This is a genomic window from Formosa bonchosmolovskayae (assembly GCF_051016085.1).
Lineage (GTDB): Bacteria > Bacteroidota > Bacteroidia > Flavobacteriales > Flavobacteriaceae > Formosa.
Map to the genome: position 1 here is coordinate 1,965,914 of NZ_CP174605.1, position 21,025 is coordinate 1,986,938.

At 34.4% G+C, this 21,025-nt stretch carries 14 protein-coding genes; 7 read left to right on the forward strand and 7 right to left on the reverse strand.

Annotation, left to right across the window (positions count from 1 at the left end):
* Positions 1 to 270: 270 nt before the first annotated feature.
* Positions 271 to 6,426 carry an alpha-2-macroglobulin family protein gene (locus tag ACKC83_RS08305; protein WP_434037704.1) on the reverse strand — a complete coding sequence of 2,052 codons (6,156 nt, stop codon included), beginning with the start codon at positions 6,424 to 6,426 and terminating at the stop codon, positions 271 to 273.
* A 154-nt stretch (positions 6,427 to 6,580) separates the two neighbouring features.
* Between ACKC83_RS08305 and ACKC83_RS08310 the strand changes: the two genes are divergently transcribed.
* A complete protein-coding gene (locus ACKC83_RS08310; protein WP_434037705.1) occupies positions 6,581 to 7,327 on the forward strand; it encodes a tetratricopeptide repeat protein in 747 nt (248 codons plus the stop codon).
* 54 nt (positions 7,328 to 7,381) lie between these two features.
* The gene (locus ACKC83_RS08315) at positions 7,382 to 8,737 is read left to right on the forward strand and encodes a UDP-N-acetylmuramate--L-alanine ligase (RefSeq protein WP_414036155.1); all 1,356 of its coding nucleotides are present in this window, start codon (positions 7,382 to 7,384) and stop codon (positions 8,735 to 8,737) included.
* Positions 8,738 to 8,981: 244 nt separating this feature from the next.
* On the opposite strand, the gene ACKC83_RS08320 is transcribed toward ACKC83_RS08315, so the two are convergent.
* From ACKC83_RS08320 to ACKC83_RS08330, 3 genes are read right to left on the reverse strand one after another with little or no spacing between them, the layout of a single operon-like run.
* Positions 8,982 to 11,588: a mechanosensitive ion channel family protein gene (locus tag ACKC83_RS08320; protein ID WP_434037706.1), complete on the reverse strand. Its 2,607-nt coding sequence runs from the start codon at positions 11,586 to 11,588 to the stop codon at positions 8,982 to 8,984.
* Between the two features lie 58 nt (positions 11,589 to 11,646).
* Positions 11,647 to 12,237 carry an FMN-binding negative transcriptional regulator gene (locus ACKC83_RS08325; protein WP_434037707.1) on the reverse strand — a complete coding sequence of 197 codons (591 nt, stop codon included), beginning with the start codon at positions 12,235 to 12,237 and terminating at the stop codon, positions 11,647 to 11,649.
* Positions 12,238 to 12,253: 16 nt separating this feature from the next.
* Positions 12,254 to 12,706 (reverse strand): DUF1569 domain-containing protein, encoded by a 453-nt coding sequence (locus ACKC83_RS08330; RefSeq protein WP_434037708.1) that lies wholly within the window; start codon positions 12,704 to 12,706, stop codon positions 12,254 to 12,256.
* A 50-nt stretch (positions 12,707 to 12,756) separates the two neighbouring features.
* Between ACKC83_RS08330 and radC the strand changes: the two genes are divergently transcribed.
* The 4 genes from radC (at position 12,757) to ACKC83_RS08350 (ending at position 16,280) form a co-directional block, all read left to right on the forward strand.
* The gene (radC, locus tag ACKC83_RS08335; protein ID WP_434037709.1) at positions 12,757 to 13,455 is read left to right on the forward strand and encodes a RadC family protein; all 699 of its coding nucleotides are present in this window, start codon (positions 12,757 to 12,759) and stop codon (positions 13,453 to 13,455) included.
* 69 nt (positions 13,456 to 13,524) lie between these two features.
* The gene (locus tag ACKC83_RS08340; protein WP_414036150.1) at positions 13,525 to 14,829 is read left to right on the forward strand and encodes a polysaccharide deacetylase family protein; all 1,305 of its coding nucleotides are present in this window, start codon (positions 13,525 to 13,527) and stop codon (positions 14,827 to 14,829) included.
* Entirely contained in the window at positions 14,819 to 15,505 is a 687-nt protein-coding gene (locus ACKC83_RS08345) for a YjjG family noncanonical pyrimidine nucleotidase (RefSeq protein WP_434037710.1), read from the forward strand. The genes ACKC83_RS08340 and ACKC83_RS08345 overlap by 11 nt, the downstream gene beginning before the upstream one ends.
* A gap of 34 nt (positions 15,506 to 15,539) precedes the next feature.
* Positions 15,540 to 16,280, forward strand: coding sequence for a hypothetical protein (locus ACKC83_RS08350; protein ID WP_434037711.1), 741 nt, complete (start codon positions 15,540 to 15,542; stop codon positions 16,278 to 16,280).
* 146 nt (positions 16,281 to 16,426) lie between these two features.
* Here ACKC83_RS08350 and ACKC83_RS08355 read toward each other — a convergent pair whose 3' ends face one another.
* Entirely contained in the window at positions 16,427 to 17,704 is a 1,278-nt protein-coding gene (locus tag ACKC83_RS08355; RefSeq protein WP_414036147.1) for a replication-associated recombination protein A, read from the reverse strand.
* A 108-nt stretch (positions 17,705 to 17,812) separates the two neighbouring features.
* Between ACKC83_RS08355 and ACKC83_RS08360 the strand changes: the two genes are divergently transcribed.
* Positions 17,813 to 18,583, forward strand: coding sequence for a rhomboid family intramembrane serine protease (locus ACKC83_RS08360; protein WP_434037712.1), 771 nt, complete (start codon positions 17,813 to 17,815; stop codon positions 18,581 to 18,583).
* Positions 18,584 to 18,623: 40 nt separating this feature from the next.
* Here ACKC83_RS08360 and ACKC83_RS08365 read toward each other — a convergent pair whose 3' ends face one another.
* On the reverse strand, positions 18,624 to 19,367 hold the full coding sequence (locus ACKC83_RS08365; RefSeq protein WP_434037713.1) for a hypothetical protein: 744 nt from the start codon (positions 19,365 to 19,367) through the stop codon (positions 18,624 to 18,626).
* A gap of 34 nt (positions 19,368 to 19,401) precedes the next feature.
* Positions 19,402 to 21,024 carry a RagB/SusD family nutrient uptake outer membrane protein gene (locus tag ACKC83_RS08370; RefSeq protein WP_434037714.1) on the reverse strand — a complete coding sequence of 541 codons (1,623 nt, stop codon included), beginning with the start codon at positions 21,022 to 21,024 and terminating at the stop codon, positions 19,402 to 19,404.
* Between the last annotated feature and the right edge of the window lies 1 nt (position 21,025).

The following is a 21,025-nucleotide window of genomic DNA, read 5'->3' on the forward strand; positions in this document are numbered from 1 at the left end:
CAGCGTCGTCACCCTAAATTTATTTCAGGGTCACACCTGAGTAATCAAATTCGAGTAATCACATTCGAGTTAGATGTGAGATTCAGAAACGAGTTCAGCATGACGCTAGTTTGAAGTTTTAATTCTAATTAATATTCAGCGTCGTCACCCTGAATTTATTTCAGGGTCACACCTGAGTAATCAAATTCGAGTAATCACATCCGAGTTAGATGTGAGATGCTGAAACAAGTTCAACATGACCTTAATAAATGATTCAAGCTTTCTTTTTAACTACTTCACCGAAATACGAACCCCTTCACTATGACTACTAAATTCCGGGGTATACATACTCTGTATGGTTGTAATTCCGTTACTCATTGTTCCGACGTTGTTTACTCGTAAATCGTATTCGAAGACATACACACCTTTTTGGATGTTATCGAAAAAGAAGTGCGTTGCCGCATCTTTTGTACTTTGGTAATAGCCCAAACCATCTTGCCATTTGTATTTAGAAATTACGTCTACAGGTTCTACTCCGGAAGCTCTCATATCTTTCATATGTAGAAATTCCATATCACGGTCCGTTTTTAAAGTGATTCTTACTCGGATTAAATCGCCTACTTTTAAAGTCGTTTCTGAAGTGACGTTAGATAATACTTCACCTGTATCGGTATTCGATTTAATAAATAACTTTTTGGTTAATTGTAACGGCGTTTCTGCTGAAGTAATCGCATCTAAATCTTCAAAATATTGCCAGTACATACTTCCCCAAGCCATGCCCTTGTCTTTTTTAGTTAAGGTAACTTCTGCCAATTCAGGTGTAATCTCCTCGGCCGTCCAAGTGGTTTTAAAGTAACCTGTGCCAGCTTCAACTTTGGTGTTTTTTAATTTATCTTCCGGAATGGGTTGTCCGCTAACGGTAATGTCTACAGATTCTGAAACCGATAACCAGTCGCTACCTTTTAGTAAAATAGCATATACGGCATCTGTGGTAGATTTTGTAGTAGACCAACGATTGGTCTGTTTGTTCTTTAATAACCATTTTGTTAAATTATCTATGGTTTTCGTATCCTTTTCAATTTCCGAAAAGGCTTCAATTAATAGCGATTGGGTTTCAATAGGCGATTCGTACCAATACCATGATGCAGTGTTGGCCTTCCAATACATGCCTAATTCATCATTGGTAATACTATTTTCTTTTAACGATTTTATAATGGCAATTGCTGTTTTTTCATCTCCTAAACGCTGTGCAATAAGGGCCATTAATCCTTTATTGTATAGCGAACCTTTTGTCCAATATGTTTTAATTTGAGAGCCATAATAATCGATAATGTTTTGAAGTTCTTCAGACGGTTTGTCTTCAGCATAAAAACTTCTCATATATAAATAATGCAACTGTATGTTGTTTAAATGATAGGCATCATAATCTGGAGTTTCGTTGTGTTTAGCAATGTCTTTATACGTTTCTATAAATTCGGCATCGGTGAATTTAAGAGCCTTAGATAACATGTTTTTTGAATCTTTAATATCTACACCTAAATGTTGTAAATGTCCAAATCCAGTCACGATATGTTGTGTGATGTATCTGTTTTCGCGTCCGCCAGCAAACCAAGGCCAAGCGCCAGAACCTAACTGATTACTTTCCAGTTTTTGAAGCGTGGCCTGCATTTTAGCACTCATGGTATTCATATCGAATAATAAACCGATACGTTTCTTTTGTTCCGTTTCACTTTGCGCATCTCGTAACCAAGGCGTTTCCTCAATAAGAATCGATTTTAATTCGTCGTTCTTTTCAAGAGTACTTATTAATGCATCTTTTGAAGCCCATAAATTAAAGACCTCCTGAATACGTGGATTAGACTGGACAATATGACTCGCTAAGGTATTTCCGTAAAAACGAGAAAAAATTTGCTCGTTACAGTCAAACGGATACTCAATAATATACGGTAAGGCTTGAATAGCATACCAGGCCGGATTAGAGGTAATCTCTAAAGTTAGTTTATGATGTTTTAATGATTTAGAGGTGTTGTGTTTTAATTTATCGAGTTGGAAGGTGCGCGATTCATTTCCGTTTACCCACATTGGTAAAGTTTCGGTAACTAACATACGGTTCGATAACACGGGTAAAACATTTTGCTCGCCATCGCTAAAGGTTCCTGCTTTAGCAATTATTTTGTATTGCACAGCATCGACAGTTTCTGGAATTTTAAGCGTCCAAGAGACTTGTGTATTGTTGTTGGTGTCTACAATAAAAGATTTTACAGCATTTGTATTTTCTAAATTAATATCGATTGGTAGGTTCGTTATGGCATCGAAAAGCTGTAAAACGGCTTTAACTTCTAATTGTTTGTCAGATAGATTTACAATTTTACTACTAATGGTAATGGCATCGCCTTGACGTAAAAAACGTGGTGTGTTAGGCTGAACCATCAGTTCTTTTTGAGTTACAGTAGTGAAAGTGCGTTGTGCCGTTTGCATAGTCGATGTATGTGCCAAAAGTTGCAATTTCCATTGCGTTAACGCTTCCGGTGAAGTAAAACTGAAACTGACATCACCTTCACTATTGGTTTGAAGTTGCGGAAAGAAGAACGCGGTTTCTTTTAGGTTTTTTCTGATTTTTACGTCGTTAAATTTAGACCCATTTTTGGTCGTTATGATAATGACGCCGTTAGCCCCTTTGCTTCCGTACAGAGCAGTTGCTTCAGCTCCTTTTAAGACTTCAAGCTTTAAAATGTCGTCTTTATTAAGATTATTAGTTTCTGAAACGACGCCATCAATTATATAAAGTGGTGCTAAGCCTTCGTTATTTTCTGAACCAATACCACGAATGGAAAACGGTACTTCCATATCTTCCATTACAGTTTCTTCAATTTCCGTTTCATCGGATACAATTTCTACACCAGAGACAGATCCAGATAATTTTCGTTTTAACTGCCAACCATTTTCGTTAAATTGAAACCCAAACCAATTTAGTCTATCAAATTGTTGGCTTATATAATCCTGTTGATAAGAGTAGAAGTCTAAATCGTGGTAATTCGTCCCGAAAGACGTATAAGATTTCCAGTTGTTGTATGAAGCATAACGGGATGGATTTAAGTTTCTAAGATTCCAGTTGTGAGGTTTAAATTGGTCTAAAGAAGCATCGTACATACTTGCTAGAATCTCTGCTGTAACTTTTTCGCCTTGTGCTCCTGTAATATTAAAACGCCATGTTTCTTCGTTTCCAGGTTGAATTTTATCACGGAATGTTATCGTTTCAATCTGTAAATCTGTTTTCGGGTATGGCACGTTAATTATAAGCGTACCGGTTTTAAAACTGTTATAAATTGCATAACTATAATGAATTGCAAATCCGCCTAAATCTGATGATGAAATAGGGATTTCAATAGTTTTTTTATTCTGATTTAAAGTGATTATGTGTTGAGAAAATGGTTTCTTATTCTTCTCGACTTCTACTGTAACCACTAAATGTTCGCTAGCAGAACCTAGTGTTAATTCTACAACTTCATCTGGTGAATACTCCGATTTGTTCGTGGTTATTTGAAACAAACCTTGGTCGGATACGGTTTTGTCTTTAGCACTATATAATTCAAAATTTGCTTCGTCGGTTACTAGTTGTCCGAACTTATCTTTGCTCTCAAAAATCGCAATATATTGACCCGATTCCCAACGTTTGGCTTTATCTAAGGTTACAGATTTTGCCTCGGTCGTATTAATGTTTTTTTCTAATACAATAGCTCCTTTTTTCCAATTTTCAAATGCGCCTTCATTGGTGTACGAATCGTGTGGGAAAAGCGTTTTAAATGTGGTCTCGTCTATGGTTTGGTAATCTGGAGCACGCCATGGGCGCTCCCTTAATACTTGATTCGGCGCTTGTAATTTGTAGACTTTGAAAACGCCCTGAGTAGGCGTAAATTCACCATTTAAATTGGTTGTTTGAATATAAATTTCATTTGATTTACTAGCCTTGTCTAGTTTACGTTCTATTTGCAAATTCGCAAGTAAGGTATGATATCCTACAGAAATGGTTTTCGATGTACTTCGGGTTTCTCCATTAATATCTGTGATATCGGCAGTGACTTCGTATCTAAAAACGGGTAAAAACGATTGGTCGATACTTTGGTCAGGAATAGCCTTAAAATTAATTTTGAAGTTTCCTGAATCATCTGTTACGGTTTCTCCATGCGTTATATCTTGAGGTGAATTATAAAAATAAGGATGTGTACTGTAATATCGGTACGGCATATCGGCGATGCGTTTTACACGGTAGACAACTGTTGCATTTGTAATTTTACTGCCTGTAAAAGCATTTGCTTTCCCGGTTACTACAACCGAGTCGTTAACGGTATAGGTTTCTGTAATTGAATTAAATTCGGCCTCGAACGTTGGACGCTTGTAATCTTCTACTGAAAAAAATAGTCGAGACTGTATATGCTCGCTTTCCGATTTTATTTCTAATCGATATTCTCCATTTAAACCACTTGTTGGTAAGATGAATTCGCCATGAATAGAACCAAAATCATTTGTGTTTAGAGTAATGGTATTTATGTTTTCGTTATTGGTGTTAATTAATTTTACAGTTAGCGGTTCTGCTTTTATAACATCACTTTTATTTTCTAGTGTTTGCATAGCAATCGCCTTAAAATAGACGGTTTGCCCTGGTCTGTAAATACTTCTGTCTGTAAATAAAAAGGCATTGTATTTTGTTTTATTTTCGTTCTGGTTGTATTCGTAATTATATCCTAGACGAAAATCATCAAAATATGCAATATCGTTTGGTGTTTTTATTTCAAGGTCGAAACGTGTATATACTCTGTTAGTTGTTTTCGGAAAACTGATATGCCCAGAAGAATCTGTGCGCTTCGTTTCTGTTTTCTTTTTATTATTGTTATAAGTGTAATGTATCTCGATTTCTGCATTCGGAAAAGGTGCTCCCGTGTTTCTATCTATACATTGAAAGCGATTCGATGTATCGTCAGGTTTTTCAATAATAGCAACATTAGAAACCTGAAGCGTAATATATGCTGTAGTATTTGAAGCTGAATCTATAGCTGAAATAATATAGAAACCATTATCAAATTCAGGAACGATGACTTCTGTAGTGTGTTCTTGATAATCGTGTTCGTTTTTTAAATTGGATACCCATGTTTTGACAGTTTTATAACTTTTTACAAAACTATCTTTTTCTGTTTTTTTATATATATTGTTAAATTTGAGAATGTCTTTGTGGCTAACTTTAGAGGCTTTAAAGACTAGTTTATCTACATTTTTATAGCGGATTAAAAAACGGGATTGTGTTAGAATTGGCAGTATACGTTCATTTGTAATGCCAACTTCTGGCGCCAATATTACCGACTTCAAATGTTCGCTTTTTTCTGCAATTTTCGTGTTTGGAAACTTTGAGATAACCGTGTTACAAAGCGCTAAGGCGTCTTTATATTTCCAACGGTTATCGGTATTTATATTTGGAGAATAGTGCGCGCCTTGAGACATCCAAATCCTAGCAATTTCTAAATCGTAATGTCCGCTAACGTCCTCAGTTTTGTGTTGATTACGCGATACTCTTAATGTGTTAATAAGTGCTTCGTCTGTGTTTTCGAAAACGGCTTTGTCCTTAACAAACAACAAACGTTCAATATCTACGGTTACTAAAGCCTCAGTGTTTTTAGTATTTATATGAAATTGAATGAGATTCTGATAAATTTTTAAGGCCTGAAACTCTAACGACAATGAATCTCTTGTTTCGAGTTCTAATTTATAAAACGTATTGGCAGGACTTAGTAATTTGGAGTCGTCGATTTCAAATTTATAAGCAGGTTTTGTAATGTTGCGCTCGGTGCTTTTATAGAATTTTAAAGCTTCATGACTTAGTAAATCGTAAAGTGTTGGTCGGAATAATTTAGAATCTTTTTGTTCTAATAGTATATCAGAAAAGTCATCTATTGGTGTTTGTTTTAAAACCGTTTCATTTGTTAAACTATTTTGAAAATGTAACTGAATGGTTTCAAAAAGGGTATTTAAATCCCAAGTTCTAAAATCGGTTTCATTTACTTTTTCTTCAGTTTTTGTCCGGTTGTAAAATTTATAGCGATTTTGCTTAAAGTAATCCCAATATAAATTGGCCAAAATGCTCTCTAAAATATTTTTTGTCGGCGCTTGGTTTTTCGAAATTTCAGTTTTAAAATTGTTTATAATACTAAGTTGAGCATCTTCTTCGAGCACCAAAGCGAATTTACTTTTATACAACATCGACTTAATATGCTGAGGTTGATTCTTGTATTTGATTGCTAGTTTATCAATGTTTTCAACTTTTTCTAAAGCAGATTTTGGTAAATCTGAAAGCTCTAACGTTTCGACTTCAGACCATAAACTTTCAAAATTGGGTTGCTGAGCCAAGATGCTATTTGTGAAAATTAGGCTTAACAGTAGGGGCTTTAAAAATTTCATATCGTGATTTTGGTTGATGCGTATGTTGTTTGACTATTAAGTTGAAATCAAAAACAGTTCCAATCTAAGTTTAAATGAGAAAGTTACTCTTTTTTTAATGGTTTGCGTTTTGAGAATTAGATAAAAGGGAGCGATAAATCATTATTTTTGCGTTATGAAATTTCGTTTCGTATATATTTTTATAATTCTTTTAGGGCTTCCGCAGTTGCTGTATTCGCAATCGCGTTTCTCTGAGGCGCAGACGTATTTTGATACAGGAAACTACACTAAAGTCATTTCAATATTAGAACCATTAACTAACGAAATATCGGATAACCGGTCTAAAGCAATTGAATTATTAGGTGATGCCTATAGCCATACAAAAGATTGGGATTCTTCAATTAATCAGTATAATGTATTAGTAGATTTATATCCTGAAGTGGCCAATTACCATTATAAATATGGAGGCGCTTTAGCCATGAAAGCATTAACGGTAAATAAACTTATGGCTATTCCGTTGATTTTAGAGGCGAAATCAGAATGTATCCAAGCTTCGGAATTAGACCCAAATCATATTGAAAGCCGTTGGGCATTAGTCAAAATTTATATGGAATTACCTGCCGTTCTTGGCGGAAGTACATCTAAAGCCATTACCTATGCCAACCAATTAGAATCATTGTCTAAAGTGGATGGTTATCTCGCAAAAGGCTATCTCTACAACAAAGCAGACGATTTTATACGAGCAGAACAGTTTTATAAACAAGCTCTAGATATTGGCGGTTCGAAAACCTGTTATATGGCTCTTGCCGAATTTTATTTAAATCGAGACCAGAAAGAAAAAGCCATCGCTGTTTTAAGAACGGGATATGGGCGTTTAGAAGCCGAAGAACTTCAGCAAAATTTAGAAGATATTACCCAATAAACGTTCTGAAAAACGTACTAAAACGTGTATATTTACGGTCTTCAAAATAAGTTTATGAATGTACATTTTATAGCCATTGGCGGAAGTGCAATGCACAATTTAGCCTTGGCCTTACATAACAAAGGTTATCGCGTAACAGGAAGTGACGATGAGATTTTCGAACCTTCTAAATCAAGATTACAGACAAAAGGATTATTACCAGAAGCCTTCGGATGGTTTCCAGAAAAAATTACGACAGATTTAGATGCTGTAGTTTTAGGAATGCATGCTAAAGCCGATAATCCGGAGTTGCTAAAAGCTCAAGATTTAGGACTTAAAATATATAGTTACCCTGAGTTTTTATACGAGCAATCTAAAAACAAGACCCGTGTAGTTATTGGTGGGAGTCATGGAAAAACAACCATTACCTCTATGATTTTACATGTTATGCATTACCACGATAGAGATGTAGATTTTATGGTGGGCGCGCAATTAGATGGTTTTGATGTGATGGTAAAACTTACAGACGACAACGACTTTATAGTATTAGAAGGCGATGAGTATCTAAGTTCGCCAATAGATAGACGACCTAAATTTCATCTATATAAACCAAATATTGCCTTGTTAAGCGGTATTGCTTGGGACCATATTAATGTGTTTCCTACGTATGAAAATTACGAAGAGCAATTCCAGATTTTTGTAGATAGCATTGTTAATGGCGGAAGCATAACGTACAATGAAGAAGACGAAGCTGTAAAACGTGTGGTTGAAGCGTCTGTGAATCCGATTAGAAAATTACCTTATCATACACCTGAGTATACTGTTGAAGATGGGGAAACCTTATTAGAAACAGCCGAAGGGCCATTGCCAATAGAAGTATTTGGAAAACATAATCTTAATAATTTAGGTGGTGCCAAATGGATATGTCAGCATATGGGAATCGATGAAGACGATTTCTACGAAGCTATTTCTACATTTAAAGGCGCAAGTAAGCGTTTAGAGAAAATAGCTGAAGGGAAAAACAGCATTGCATTTAAAGATTTTGCACATTCACCAAGTAAAGTAGAAGCGACGACTAAAGCTGTAAAAGCACAGTTTGAAGATAGAAAATTAGTAGCATGTCTAGAACTACACACATATAGTAGTTTAAATGCCGAGTTTTTAAAAGAGTATAAAGGGACTTTAGATGATGCCGATGTTGCTGTGGTATTCTATTCTCCGCATGCGGTAGAGATTAAAAAATTAGATACGGTTACAGAAGCACAAATCGCTTCAGCTTTCGAGCGTGACGATTTAATTATCTACACCAATCCAGACGATTTTAAGTCATTCTTATTCAATCAGAATTTAGAGAATACGTCCTTGTTATTAATGAGCTCAGGGAATTATGGTGGCTTAGATTTTGACGATGTGAAGTCTCTGATTAAATAGATTCAAGAACAAAGATTGCTTCGCTTTTAGAATCAAGAATCAAGAAGATGAGGTTTTATTTAAATTAATCGTCATTCTGAACTTGTTTCAGAATCACATAAAGTATAGTTTATGGAATAGGAGAGTGTGAGACCCTGAAGTTCAGGGTGACAAGTACCATTAAATTCAGTTTTAAAAAATATAACACAAAAAAGCGAGATTTTGAATCATCAAAATCTCGCTTTTTTGTGCTTAACGCATACTGTTATTTTGTGTCCTCATCGGTAGAAGAGCTGTTGTTAGAATCATCAGAATCTACATCTGTTTTTACCGGTTCGATAAATGGTTTTTCTAAATTCTTATTTAAAGGTTCTTCTGCGGTGGGTGCTTTAAATTCATTTTGAAAAGATTTAAAGTTTAAATTTTCAGGGATGTTTCTCACATTTAAATCACGTTGCGGGAACGGAATTTCAATACCTTCCGCTTTAAATCGGTTGTAGATATTAATGGAAATATCACTTTTAGACTGCATACCAATTTCGTAATGTACCCAAAATAATAATCTAAAATTTAGTGAGCTATCGCCAAAATTGCTAAACAAGGCCTTAGGAGCTGGATCTTTTAAGGTAAATTGATAATCTTTTGCAATTTCAGTAAGAATCTCAAGAACGCGATTTGGGTCGGAATCGTAAGACGTTCCTATTAAAATTTCAATACGTTTAATGTTGTTGGAGAGGGTCCAGTTTATTAAATCATTAGAAATTAAATTATTATTAGGTACCACCACTTCTGCGCCATCAAAGGTGCTAATGCTCGAAGAACGCACGCCTATACGATTTACAGTTCCTAATAAACTATTCACTTCTACCGTATCTCCAGGTAAAATAGGACGTTCAAAAACTAAAATTAAACCAGATACAAAATTTGAAATCACGGTTTGTAATCCAAAACCAATACCCAAACCTAATGCACCCGCCATTAAATTAAATTTACTTAAATCGATACCCAAAGCTCCAAGAGCTAATACAACACCAAACGCCATGATAAAGTAGCGTATAACTAAAGATATGGCGGCGGGAATTCCTTTCGGTAATTTTAAAAGACGAAGGACGCCATCGCCATCATTTATTAAAAACGAAATGATTTTAGTTATAGTGTAGGTAATAATTAAAGTGAAAATAAATCCAAGAATACCTTCTAATGTAAATGTTAAACTACCTAATTGATAGGGCTCTGTAATGGTGTCCTGAATGACTTCAATCATAGGTCGTAATACATCTAAAATATTTAGAAAATATAAGGTCCAAATAATTGCAATAAGGGTTCTCGTAACTTTTAAGGTGATTTTTTCAATGTCCCAACGATTCGCAGGCAGGTACGATTGTTTTACTCCAAAATGGCGGTTTATAATCCCTAAAGAAATGCCATTAAACACCATTAATAGACTGTAGAAAAACGTTGTGCTTATTCCACTTTGCGTACTAATTTTTAATGTAATGTCGGTTAGATTTGTATATCCAAAAATATTAGACACTATAGAGATTAGGCATAAAATGTAAATTACGGGAGTGAGGCGAATAAGAAGTTTTCCAAAACTATCTACCACTAATTTTTTAGTTTCCCGATACGGATTTGTATACCTGTAAAGCATGTAGATTAATAAGGACGCTTCGAATAAAATATAAATTCTATATACAGATGATGAAAACCAGATATAAGATTTAGAGGCATTTATTAAAAAGAATATAATAACGAAGAAAATAATGTCTTTAAACCTTTTATGCATGTACGGTCTAATTAACGGTACAGCACAAATTAGTATAAGAAGTGTGGTGATATCTATAAATAATTTAGGCGTATTCGAGAACATGACCTTAGATACCAAAAGAGATAAAAACACGATACAAATAGTGCTTTTATTCAGTATAATGTTCTTAGCTTTTTTATGAGTTTTTGATTTTTCTTTGAATGGAAATTTCGAATACCCCGCTTTCAATCGGGTAATAAAAAGGGTTATAAAACCAATAAAAATAAAGTAAAACAAGATTACCCCAGTGCGTTCTCGTAAATAGTTATAGGTCGTAGAAATATTGTTTTTAATAGATTCTACATCGTCGCTTTCACTTGGAATTTCGCTATCTCCAGTAAAAGAGATATGCCATAACGCAGCGTGTCGTTTGTGAAAAATATCGTATATATCAGAGTTTTTTAATGCCAACAACTCATCCATGACTTGTTCTGTAATGCTAATTTGTTCATTTATTTTAGTCTCTAGAACGAGGTAGTAATTATTATTTTTAAGAATAGTTGCTTTAGTGTCTTTTGTTTTCTCCCAGATGTTATTAATCGAAGTTAAAATCTCTTCTGGAGCGCTGGTGTCTAAAGCAGATTGATAACTTAATCCCCAAATTTTTTCCTTATTTATAATATCGGTTACAAATCTTGAGTTACGAACTTGCTGATCGTTTACAGAGGTTTGCCATCCTGTTAATGTTTTTTTATAACCGTTCCATCTGTTAATAAGATTATTAATTTTTTGAAGGTTAGGATTAGCCTCCATAAAATTTTCAACCGTGTTAGATTCTTGTAATATAAACTGATAGTGCTTGATATGTGCAGAATCAATTTTTTTAATATTAGATGGAATTTGAGTTTTTTTCTGAATTAACTTAAGTTCACTATTCGCATTATCTATTTCGCGGACAAGATTAACGGAAGAAATCGCCTTGAGTTTTTTAGCGCTTATCGAATCTAAGTCTTGAGAACTAGGTTCTATGCTACCCAGCAAATCTGTTTGCGAATTGGCAGTAAATACAAACAAACACAGTACTAACGTTAATACATATTTTAAGCGAAGGTGGTTAAGAGTCATGCAGTGAATATAAATTGATACTATAAATATAAGTTTTTAGAAGTTTGTTCTCCTAAATTTAAATGATTTGGTCTAAAAAGGGTTTAATGCTTGTTCTATTTTTAGATATTAATTGCAACTTGGCAATATCCTGAGCTTCTGCTGTTTTATTTTGCGAGAGTTTAAATTTGCCTTCCCATTGAAGAATATCTATTTCGAACCCCATAACGTAATTTACAAATTTATCCATACTCGGGTTGTTATAATCCAATACGTAAGCCTCTTCTGGAGCTTCTAAAAACGAAGTCATTTCTACCATAGTGTGTTTTACTTGATTTTCATTTTTAATTTCAGAAGCAACCCCTTGTAAATGTACTTTTATATAGTTCCAAGTCGGTAATTCTGCCGTGCCAAAAAGGCTTGGAGAAATATAGCAATCGGGACCCGAAAATATAATGGTTACAGGGGCATTGTTTTTTAATAACGCGGCTTGAGGATTATTCTTATCAATATGTCCTATGAGCTTACCGGACTCGTATATAAGCGGTAAATGAGTGATTAGTGGCAAATTGTTTTCTATAGAGATAACGGTAGCTAGCGGATAATGCTTAATCACTTCAATCATGTGACTTTTATTGTCGTCTTGATGAATGTTTGGAGGATAACTCAATGATAAAATTATTTAGTTAGACATTAAATTGGGATAAATGATGATCTAAATGTTTGTATTGCATCTGGCCCCATTGTTCGGGTGTAAAATAACCAAAAAGTGGATGATTAGGCCAAGTTTTTACAACGGTTTTTTTAGAAAATGTTTCTATAAGGAGTTTAAGGTTTTCTTTTTCCTCAAGGAATAATTGAGGTGTTGTTATTTTAAACTCTTTTGCTGTAGGTAAATTTCGTTTCCAAGGTTTGTTATTATACAATACCGGTTTATAAAAAGACAATAATGTTTTCTGAAAAAAGTTAAGTTTTGTAACTAAAACCTGGTTCCCTAAAGCAATATTTAACGGACCTTGACAATGTTTTAGCATTTGCCCTACATTCATTTTTCCCCACTTGGCCTCACTTGTTTCAGTTAAGTTATCGAGACGTAAGAGTATGGTCTTTGTGTTTTCAGGATTAAATAAAGTGTTCATTTTCAGTTGTTTTAATTGGTTTCGAAATTTACAATATTTATATTTATAGTATGTTAGATAAAAAGATTCCTTTTTCTATTAAAAACTGGTCGGAAGATGATCGGCCCCGAGAGAAGCTACTTACTAAAGGACAAGCCACTTTAAGCGATGCCGAATTGGTTGCCATTTTAATAGGAAGTGGTAATCGGGAAGAAAGTGCTGTAGATTTATCTAAACGTATTTTAGGAAGCGTAGATCATAACCTTAGAGCTTTAGGAAAATTATCTATTAAGCAACTCATGACATTTAAAGGCATTGGAGAAGCAAAGGCCGTAACTATTGCGGCGACGATGGAACTCGGGAGAAGACGAAGAGGCGAGGAGGCTGTAAAAGAAAACAAGATTACATCGTCCTCGTCTGTTTTTGAAATTATGCAACCTATTCTTGGCGAATTACCACATGAAGAATTTTGGATTATATATCTGAATAATTCTAATACCATTCTGCAAAAACAACAATTAAGTAAAGGAGGCATTACCGGTACCTTAGTCGATGTGCGCTTAACCTTAAAAATGGCATTAGAGTTGGGAGCCACAGCACTCATTTTAGTGCATAACCATCCGTCGGGCACTTTAAAACCTAGTGTAGCCGATAAGCAAATCACTCAAAAATTAAAAACAGCAGCCTTAAGTTTAGATATTAAAGTGCTAGACCACTTAATTATAACCGAGCGTTCGTATTTTAGTTTTGCAGACGAAAACGAAATGTAAATCGCTTTAAGCGGGCTATTCTGTGTTCTTAACTCTAAAATCATTACTTTTATTACTTAAATTAAATGTGTGCTTCTAGTCTATACCCATAAAATAACGCCACGTATAAATTTTACGTTTAAACATCTCTGTACTAGAATTCTTGGCATTCCAGTTACGTTTACTACAACTATAGAAGAGTTTATAGCTCACGATAGTTTTAAAATGTCGTACACTAAAAAACCATTAGGTAGTGAGGTTTTTATACGTAGTCACGATTTATTATTCGAGCAAGGATTATCCGATCCCGACTTAAATGTTACAAAATGGGAGGATACCAAGTGTTTCTTTTTTACAGGAGATAAAAGTGCACTTCCTTTTGATGTCTTTGCGGCATCGTTTTATTTGTTAAGCAGATACGAAGAATATTTACCTCATGTAAAAGACGAATATGGGCGTTATGGCGCTCACGAAAGTTTAGCATATAAACATAACTTTTTAAAACAGCCAGTAGTCGATATTTGGGCCTATAAATTCAAAGCCGTTTTAGAAGCCAATTATCCAAATGCAAAATTTCCAAGTCGAAAATATAGTATAAAACCGGTTATAGATGTGCCGGCTCCTTACGATTTTAAATTAAAAGGATTAATGCGTACTGTAGGTGGAAATATTAAAGATTTATTTGCCTTTAATTTTAAAAAATTATACTACCGGCAGATGGTTCTTTTTGGTTTAAAACGCGATCCTTTCGATACGTTTAAATACATTTTAAATAAACAAAAACAAACCGGTTATAGGTTTCATTTTTTCTTTCTAATTGGCGATTTTTCAACTTACGATAAAGGTATAAGTGCTCTAAGAAAAGATTATGTGTCTTTAATTAAATCTGTTGCAGATTACTGTAGAGTAGGATTAAAGGTTTCCTATTTTGCTATAGAAGATAAGTCTATTTTAAAGAAAGAGCAACAACAAATGGAAGGCATAATTAATACGTCTCTTTTAGAAACGCGTAACTCTTTTTCTAAATTAAATTTACCTGATCTATATCGAAACCTTGTAGAATTAGAAGTTCAGGATGATTATACCATGGGGTATGTAAACGAACTTGGCTTTAGAGCCGGAACGTGTACGCCTTTTTTCTTTTACGATTTAGATTACGAGGTACAAACGCCATTACGTATAAACTCTTATCATGTAATTGATTCGGCATTATTAAAGAATGCATCGCTGTTGGACAAAAAGGAATCGCTTCAATATATCATTAACCAGGTAAAGCGGGTTCATGGAGAATTTGTTCCAGTGTTTCATAATTACACCTTTAGTGGTATTGGGCAGTGGAAACATTTTAAAGAATTATTCAATATTATTTTAGATTCAGCATCAGATGACAAATAAAATAAAAGATGTGTTTTTCGATTTAGACCATACACTTTGGGATTTCGAAAAAAATTCGTCTTTAACCTTGAAAAAAATATTCGAAGTCAATCAATTGGAAATTGACTTAGATGTGTTTTTAGAAGCTTATGTACCCATTAATTTTGAATACTGGAAACGGTTTAGAATGGGAGAAGTCGATAAAGAAACGTTACGTTTTGGAAGATTAAACGATACGTTTAACCAATTAAAAACGCCGGTAGAATCTCATATTGTCAATAAATTATCCGACGATTATCTGTCCTATTTATCATCTTTTAATTACCTGTTTAAAGACACGGTGTCCATATTAAATTATTTACAACCTAAGTATAATCTTCATATTATAACCAACGGATTCGAGGAGGTTCAGACTTCAAAATTAACCAATTCTAATATTCTTAAATATTTTAAAACGGTAACCAATTCGGAAGAGGCAGGCGTTAAAAAACCACATCCAGACATTTTTAATTATGCTTTAAATAAGGCTAATGCTGAGGTTAATAGCAGCATGATGATTGGAGATAATCTCGAAGCCGATATTTTAGGAGCTATTAATATTGGTTTTCAGGCAATATACTTTAATGAAATCCCGTTGACAGAGCATCACAATATTACTCAAATTGATAAATTAATTGAATTGAAAAAATATTTATAAAACTTAATTACCTTTACGAAAAATAATTTAACTCATGAAAAAAATAATTTTATTGTTAGTTGCGACTATATGTTTTAGCTCTTTCGCACAAACAAGTTTAAACGATTATAAATACGTAGTTGTACCAAATAAATTTGATTTTTTAAAAGAATCTAATCAATACCAATTGAATGAATTGACTAAGTTTTTATTTAATAAAAAGGGCTTTACAGCCATGATGGAAGACGAAGACATGCCGGAAGAAATGGAGATTAATAGATGTTTAATCTTGACTTCTAGTATTAAAGAAGAGTCTAATATGTTTACTACAAAATTAATCGTTGTTTTAAAAGATTGCAGAAACAAAGTGGTTTATGAAACAGCCATCGGGTCTTCTAGAGAAAAGGATTTTAAAAAAGCATATCACGAAGCCTTACGTGATGCATTTAACTCTTTCGATGCTGTAAATTATAAATATGAACAACCTGATGTTAATTCTGGAATCGCTACTCCTGTCGCTGAAGCTACTGTTCCAGCTACGGCAGTAACGTCTAATGTAGTATCTCAGGCTGTTGCTCCAACATCTAACATGTTGTATGCACAACCAACAGCGAATGGTTACCAATTGGTAGATAGTACACCAAAGGTAGTTTACAAGTTAAAAAAATCGAGTGTAAAGGATATGTATTTTGTTGAAGGAAAGCAGGCCACAGTTCGTAAAAAAGGAGACCAATGGGTAATCGAATATTATGAAGGCGATACCTTAAAAGAAGATGTTTTAAACGTTAAATTCTAAGGAAATACTCCGTTTTAAATAAAATAAAAAGTGAGATTCTGATTGATGTCGGAATCTCACTTTTATATTATATGCATTTCCTAACTTTAATTATAAATAGAGTAGAGCCAAAGCTTTATAAAAATTAGGAGAGGATATGGTTTAATTTAATAGCCGTATTTGTTTTTCCAGCGTTGTTTTAAAAAATTACGATCGGATTGCTCTCTAGGATTTGCTCCTGGTTCGTAAAGTTTAGTGTTTTTTATCTCGTCTGGTAAGAATTCTTGTTCGGCAAAATTATTAGCGTAACTGTGTGCATACTTGTAGTCTTCGCCATAGCCTAATTCTTTCATGAGTTTAGTTGGTGCATTTCTAATACCTAATGGCACAGACAAATCGCCTGTAGCACGAACCAATTGTTGCGCTCTTCCAATAGCTTCGTAAGCCGAATTACTTTTAGGTGAGCAAGCCAAATAGGTTGTACACTGGCTTAAAGTAATTCGAGACTCTGGATATCCGATTGCAGAAACGGCCTGAAATGTATTATTAGCAATAACGAGTGCTGTCGGGTTGGCATTACCAATGTCTTCGCTTGCTAGAATTAAAAGTCGACGAGCAATAAATTTCACATCTTCACCACCTTCAATCATGCGGGCTAAATAATACACAGCAGCATTCGGATCGCTTCCTCTTATCGATTTTATAAACGCCGAAATAATATCGTAATGCTGTTCGCCAGTTTTATCGTAGCGTGCAGTGTTATTCTGAATTTTTGCAAGTACAATTTCGTCGGTAATCACAATGTCTTCTCCGTCGAAACTATTCACTAGCAACTCGAATATATTAAGTAATTTTCGGCCATCACCTCCAGATAGACGCAATAACGCGGCGGTTTCCTTTAGTTCTATGTTTTTTTCGGTTAAGAACTTATCTTTTGCAATTGCACGGCTTAAAAGGTTTTCTAAATCTGTTTTATCGAAAGCGTTTAAAACATACACTTGGCATCGTGATAATAATGCGGGAATAACTTCAAAACTCGGATTTTCTGTTGTTGCTCCAATTAAGGTTACCCAGCCTTTTTCTACTGCTTGTAAAAGAGAATCTTGTTGCGACTTACTAAATCTATGAATCTCATCGATAAATAAGATCGGATTTTTAGTTGTAAAAAGTCCTCCACTTTGTTTGGCTTTGTCTATAACTTCTCGAATATCTTTAACTCCGGAATTTATGGCACTTAAAGTATAAAAGGGTCTGCCGGATTGTGAAGCGACAATATTGGCTAAAGTTGTTTTACCTGTACCAGGAGGTCCCCAAAATATCATGGAAGAAATTAAACCCTGTTTAAGTTGTATACGCAATGGTCCCTGCGGTCCCACAAGATGAGATTGACTAATATAATCGTCTAAAGTTTCTGGTCGTAAACGTTCTGCTAAAGGTTCATTCATATTGCAAAATTACTTTATTTTTTAGAGCTAAGTAATAATTCGCGACTGACATTTTATCATTTTAAATAAAATGGTTTACAATTTGATTAACTTAAGGAAATTCATTTCATGAAAGAACACGACCATTTTAAATTTTCTAACGGGGTTATAGCATATCCTTTAGCCTTTATTTTAATATTATGGTATGTGTTTTGGTTTGAGGTAGAAACTAATATATTTTTTAATAAACACGGCATCTTCCCACGTACGTTGGAGGGGTTACAGGGTGTTGTTTTTAGTCCGTTTATACATTCTGGTATTTCTCATTTATATCATAATACCATTCCATTATTTGTATTGAGTGTGGCTTTATTTTATTTCTACAGACCTATTGCGTGGAAAGTTTTGGGGTATGGCATATTAGTTTCAGGTTTTCTTACATGGTGCATAGGACGACCGTCTTACCATATTGGAGCGAGCGGATTAATTTATGTATTGGTAAGTTTTATTTTCTTTAAAGGCGTTTTTGCCAAACATTTTAGATTAATTGCGTTGTCACTTTTAGTTGTCTTTTTATACGGAAGTATGATTTGGTATGTTGTTCCTATGGAAGAAGGTATTTCGTGGGAAGGCCATTTATCAGGATTGATAACAGGTTTGTTTTTTGCTTTAATATTTAAGAGAGAAATAGCTAAACCCAAAAAGTATGCTTGGGAAGAACCGGATTATAATGAAGCTGAAGACGAATTTTTAAAACAGTTCGATGCCGATGGAAATTTTATAGAGTACAAGCCTGCCGAAGAAGAAGTCTCTGAAGAAGCCCAAACTTCTACAAATGTACCTACAACCAACATTCATTATATATTTAATGAAAAAAAGGACATAAAAAAAGGAGATTGATTTTAAATCAATCTCCTTTTAGGATAGATAATTTATTTAATTAATCGAAAACTTGAAATGAAGTAGAAGTTGAATCACCAAAATCTCCTCCACCTGAAGCATATACTGTTCCATTTAATGTTAACGAGAATTCTCCAGGAGTAGCTAATCCGTCTCCGTATGCATCATACACAACTAAACTATAGCATCTTCCATCACATAAAGTAACAGGAATGCTTGAAGAAGCCGTACCGTCTGTAAAAGCTTCACTAGGCCCAGAAGTAACTACGTTTCCTTCGACGTCAAGAATTTCATAAGATATTTCACTAGCATAACTATCAAAAGTAAAATCAAGAGTACCACTTACTTCTAATTCACAAGTGTCACTTGGTTTTTGATAATATGTTAATATAGAAGTACTACCAGGATTTACTCCTTCATAAGGCATCAATTTAAGTCCTACATAATTGAAGCAATCTAAATTAACATCGGCTAAATTAATGGTAAAAACACCTTTGTTGCTGTTTGCTGGTATGGTAACAGATGTAGGAACTTCATAAGAATTAACATCTCCTGTTGTTTCATCTAAATCTACAACTATGTCAAATACACGATCTGTACTAGATATTGTAGTACTGTAAACTGTAATATCTTTAGTAGATGTACTACCAGGATCTACAGAAGAATTATAAGTAACATCACTAAATGATACATAATCTAAAGACGATTCAAACTGATCTTCTTCACAATTAAGCAATAGAGTTGATGAGAATAATATTAAAAAAATATGTGCTATTTTTTTCATGAGTTTTTATATTTTTTGATTCGTAGTCTAATGCTTAGTTTTGATCAGCATCTGTCATGTAAGGATTTGCATCAATTTCGCTTTGTGGAATTTTAAAAATCCAATCATCATTAACAGATGGTTTAGCCTGTATGAAACCGGCTTGATACAACGTTGAAGATGCACCAGAATTTGTTTGGTCAATACCTTCATCCCATCTAATATTGTCATGGTAGCTAAATCCTTCACCCCATAACTCAACACGTCTTTGCCATTTAATTTGATCCATTAAAGCGTTTTGAGTAGTAAATGCAGTTTTATCAAAGGCACTATCTCTTGCTGAACCTAAAATATCTAGAGCATCTTGTGCACCAGGAATATCATTTAACATTGCTTTTGCTTCAGCTTCAATAAGAACCATTTCTGAAGATCTCATGTAAATCACATCATCAGGATCAATAGAACCAGGATTCTTTGGTTTAAACTTTACATTCATATATGGGTGCGTGTTGTGTCCTGTTGTAGCACCATAAGTTTCAATAATATCTTCCCATGCGGCATCAAAATCTGCTTTATTATCATAGTTAGGGTCTGTTTCATAACTACCTCCTTGGTCGTTAGACGCTGCAGAGTTAGTGTTAGGAGCTAAAGGTAACCACCCTTGTGTTCTATAATCTGTAGCAGGAAGTCTATCGTATAATTCTTTACTAATAAGTTTTGGATTACTTCTGTTTAAACTTCCGTTAAAAGAAAATGCAATAAAATAGAAGTACGATTGGTAGTAATTCGTTTCTGTATCGATAACAGTACCTCCCCAAATTACTTCTGGTAAGATATCAGAGTCGGCAGAGTTGAAACCAGATAACCACTGCGCTTCTGTTAATATTGGGTAACCTTCTCTTGCTAGTGCAGCACTTTCTGCAGCTGTAGCCCAATCTCCTTTAGATAGAGCAATACGTGCCTTAATACCATAAGCTGCATTAAGAGAAATGTTAGAATTATTATCAGCAGGGCTTCCGTTTTGTAAATAAGTTATAGCTGCGTCAATATCACTTTCCATTTGTGTATATACTGCTTCTACAGTGCCACGAGGCCCTCCTTCGTAAGGTGCTCCTGCTTCAAGTAATACCGGTACTCCTGGATCTGTAGACGGATTTCCTATAATGTATCCTTTAGAGAACGTCGTTACTAATCTTAAATATGCCCATGCACGGTATGCATAAGATTGCCCTAAGACTTTATTTAAATCTTCTGTTTCCACAAAATCACTTGCAGCAACTTTATTAATTATTGTATTTGCTGTTTCAACAAAGTGGTAACGTTGGAACCAAAGGTTAAAATTGGTTGTTGAACTTGCGTTTGTATGAGTTGTCCATTTTAAATCAGATGTCATCCAACCATTTCCTGGAGAAGAGTGAATTGCATTCCCTCCAATAGCATCAAACGAAGGGATAAAGTAGCTCTCTCCAGATCTACTAGATTCTGCTCCTTCTAATACATTTTGAGCGTACATCATTCTGTGAAGACCATTTAATACAAGATCCATGTTTTCGGTACTTGAAAGTGCATCTTCTTCTGATATTGAATCTGTAGGGGTTGTTTCTAGGTAGTCTTCACTACAGCCTACAAATACGACCATTGATATGGCAAGTAATAATAGAATTTTATTTCGTATCATT

What these genes read in the sequence shown, in the direction of transcription:
- ACKC83_RS08305 (WP_434037704.1), bottom strand. Translation starts at nt 6,426, where the DNA reads ATGAAATTTTTAAAGCCCCTACTGTTAAGCCTAATTTTCACAAATAGC.
- ACKC83_RS08310 (WP_434037705.1), top strand. Translation starts at nt 6,581, where the DNA reads ATGAAATTTCGTTTCGTATATATTTTTATAATTCTTTTAGGGCTTCCG.
- ACKC83_RS08315 (WP_414036155.1), top strand. Translation starts at nt 7,382, where the DNA reads ATGAATGTACATTTTATAGCCATTGGCGGAAGTGCAATGCACAATTTA.
- ACKC83_RS08320 (WP_434037706.1), bottom strand. Translation starts at nt 11,588, where the DNA reads ATGACTCTTAACCACCTTCGCTTAAAATATGTATTAACGTTAGTACTG.
- ACKC83_RS08330 (WP_434037708.1), bottom strand. Translation starts at nt 12,706, where the DNA reads ATGAACACTTTATTTAATCCTGAAAACACAAAGACCATACTCTTACGT.
- radC (WP_434037709.1), top strand. Translation starts at nt 12,757, where the DNA reads ATGTTAGATAAAAAGATTCCTTTTTCTATTAAAAACTGGTCGGAAGAT.
- ACKC83_RS08345 (WP_434037710.1), top strand. Translation starts at nt 14,819, where the DNA reads ATGACAAATAAAATAAAAGATGTGTTTTTCGATTTAGACCATACACTT.
- ACKC83_RS08350 (WP_434037711.1), top strand. Translation starts at nt 15,540, where the DNA reads ATGAAAAAAATAATTTTATTGTTAGTTGCGACTATATGTTTTAGCTCT.
- ACKC83_RS08355 (WP_414036147.1), bottom strand. Translation starts at nt 17,704, where the DNA reads ATGAATGAACCTTTAGCAGAACGTTTACGACCAGAAACTTTAGACGAT.
- ACKC83_RS08360 (WP_434037712.1), top strand. Translation starts at nt 17,813, where the DNA reads ATGAAAGAACACGACCATTTTAAATTTTCTAACGGGGTTATAGCATAT.
- ACKC83_RS08365 (WP_434037713.1), bottom strand. Translation starts at nt 19,367, where the DNA reads ATGAAAAAAATAGCACATATTTTTTTAATATTATTCTCATCAACTCTA.
- ACKC83_RS08370 (WP_434037714.1), bottom strand. Translation starts at nt 21,024, where the DNA reads ATGATACGAAATAAAATTCTATTATTACTTGCCATATCAATGGTCGTA.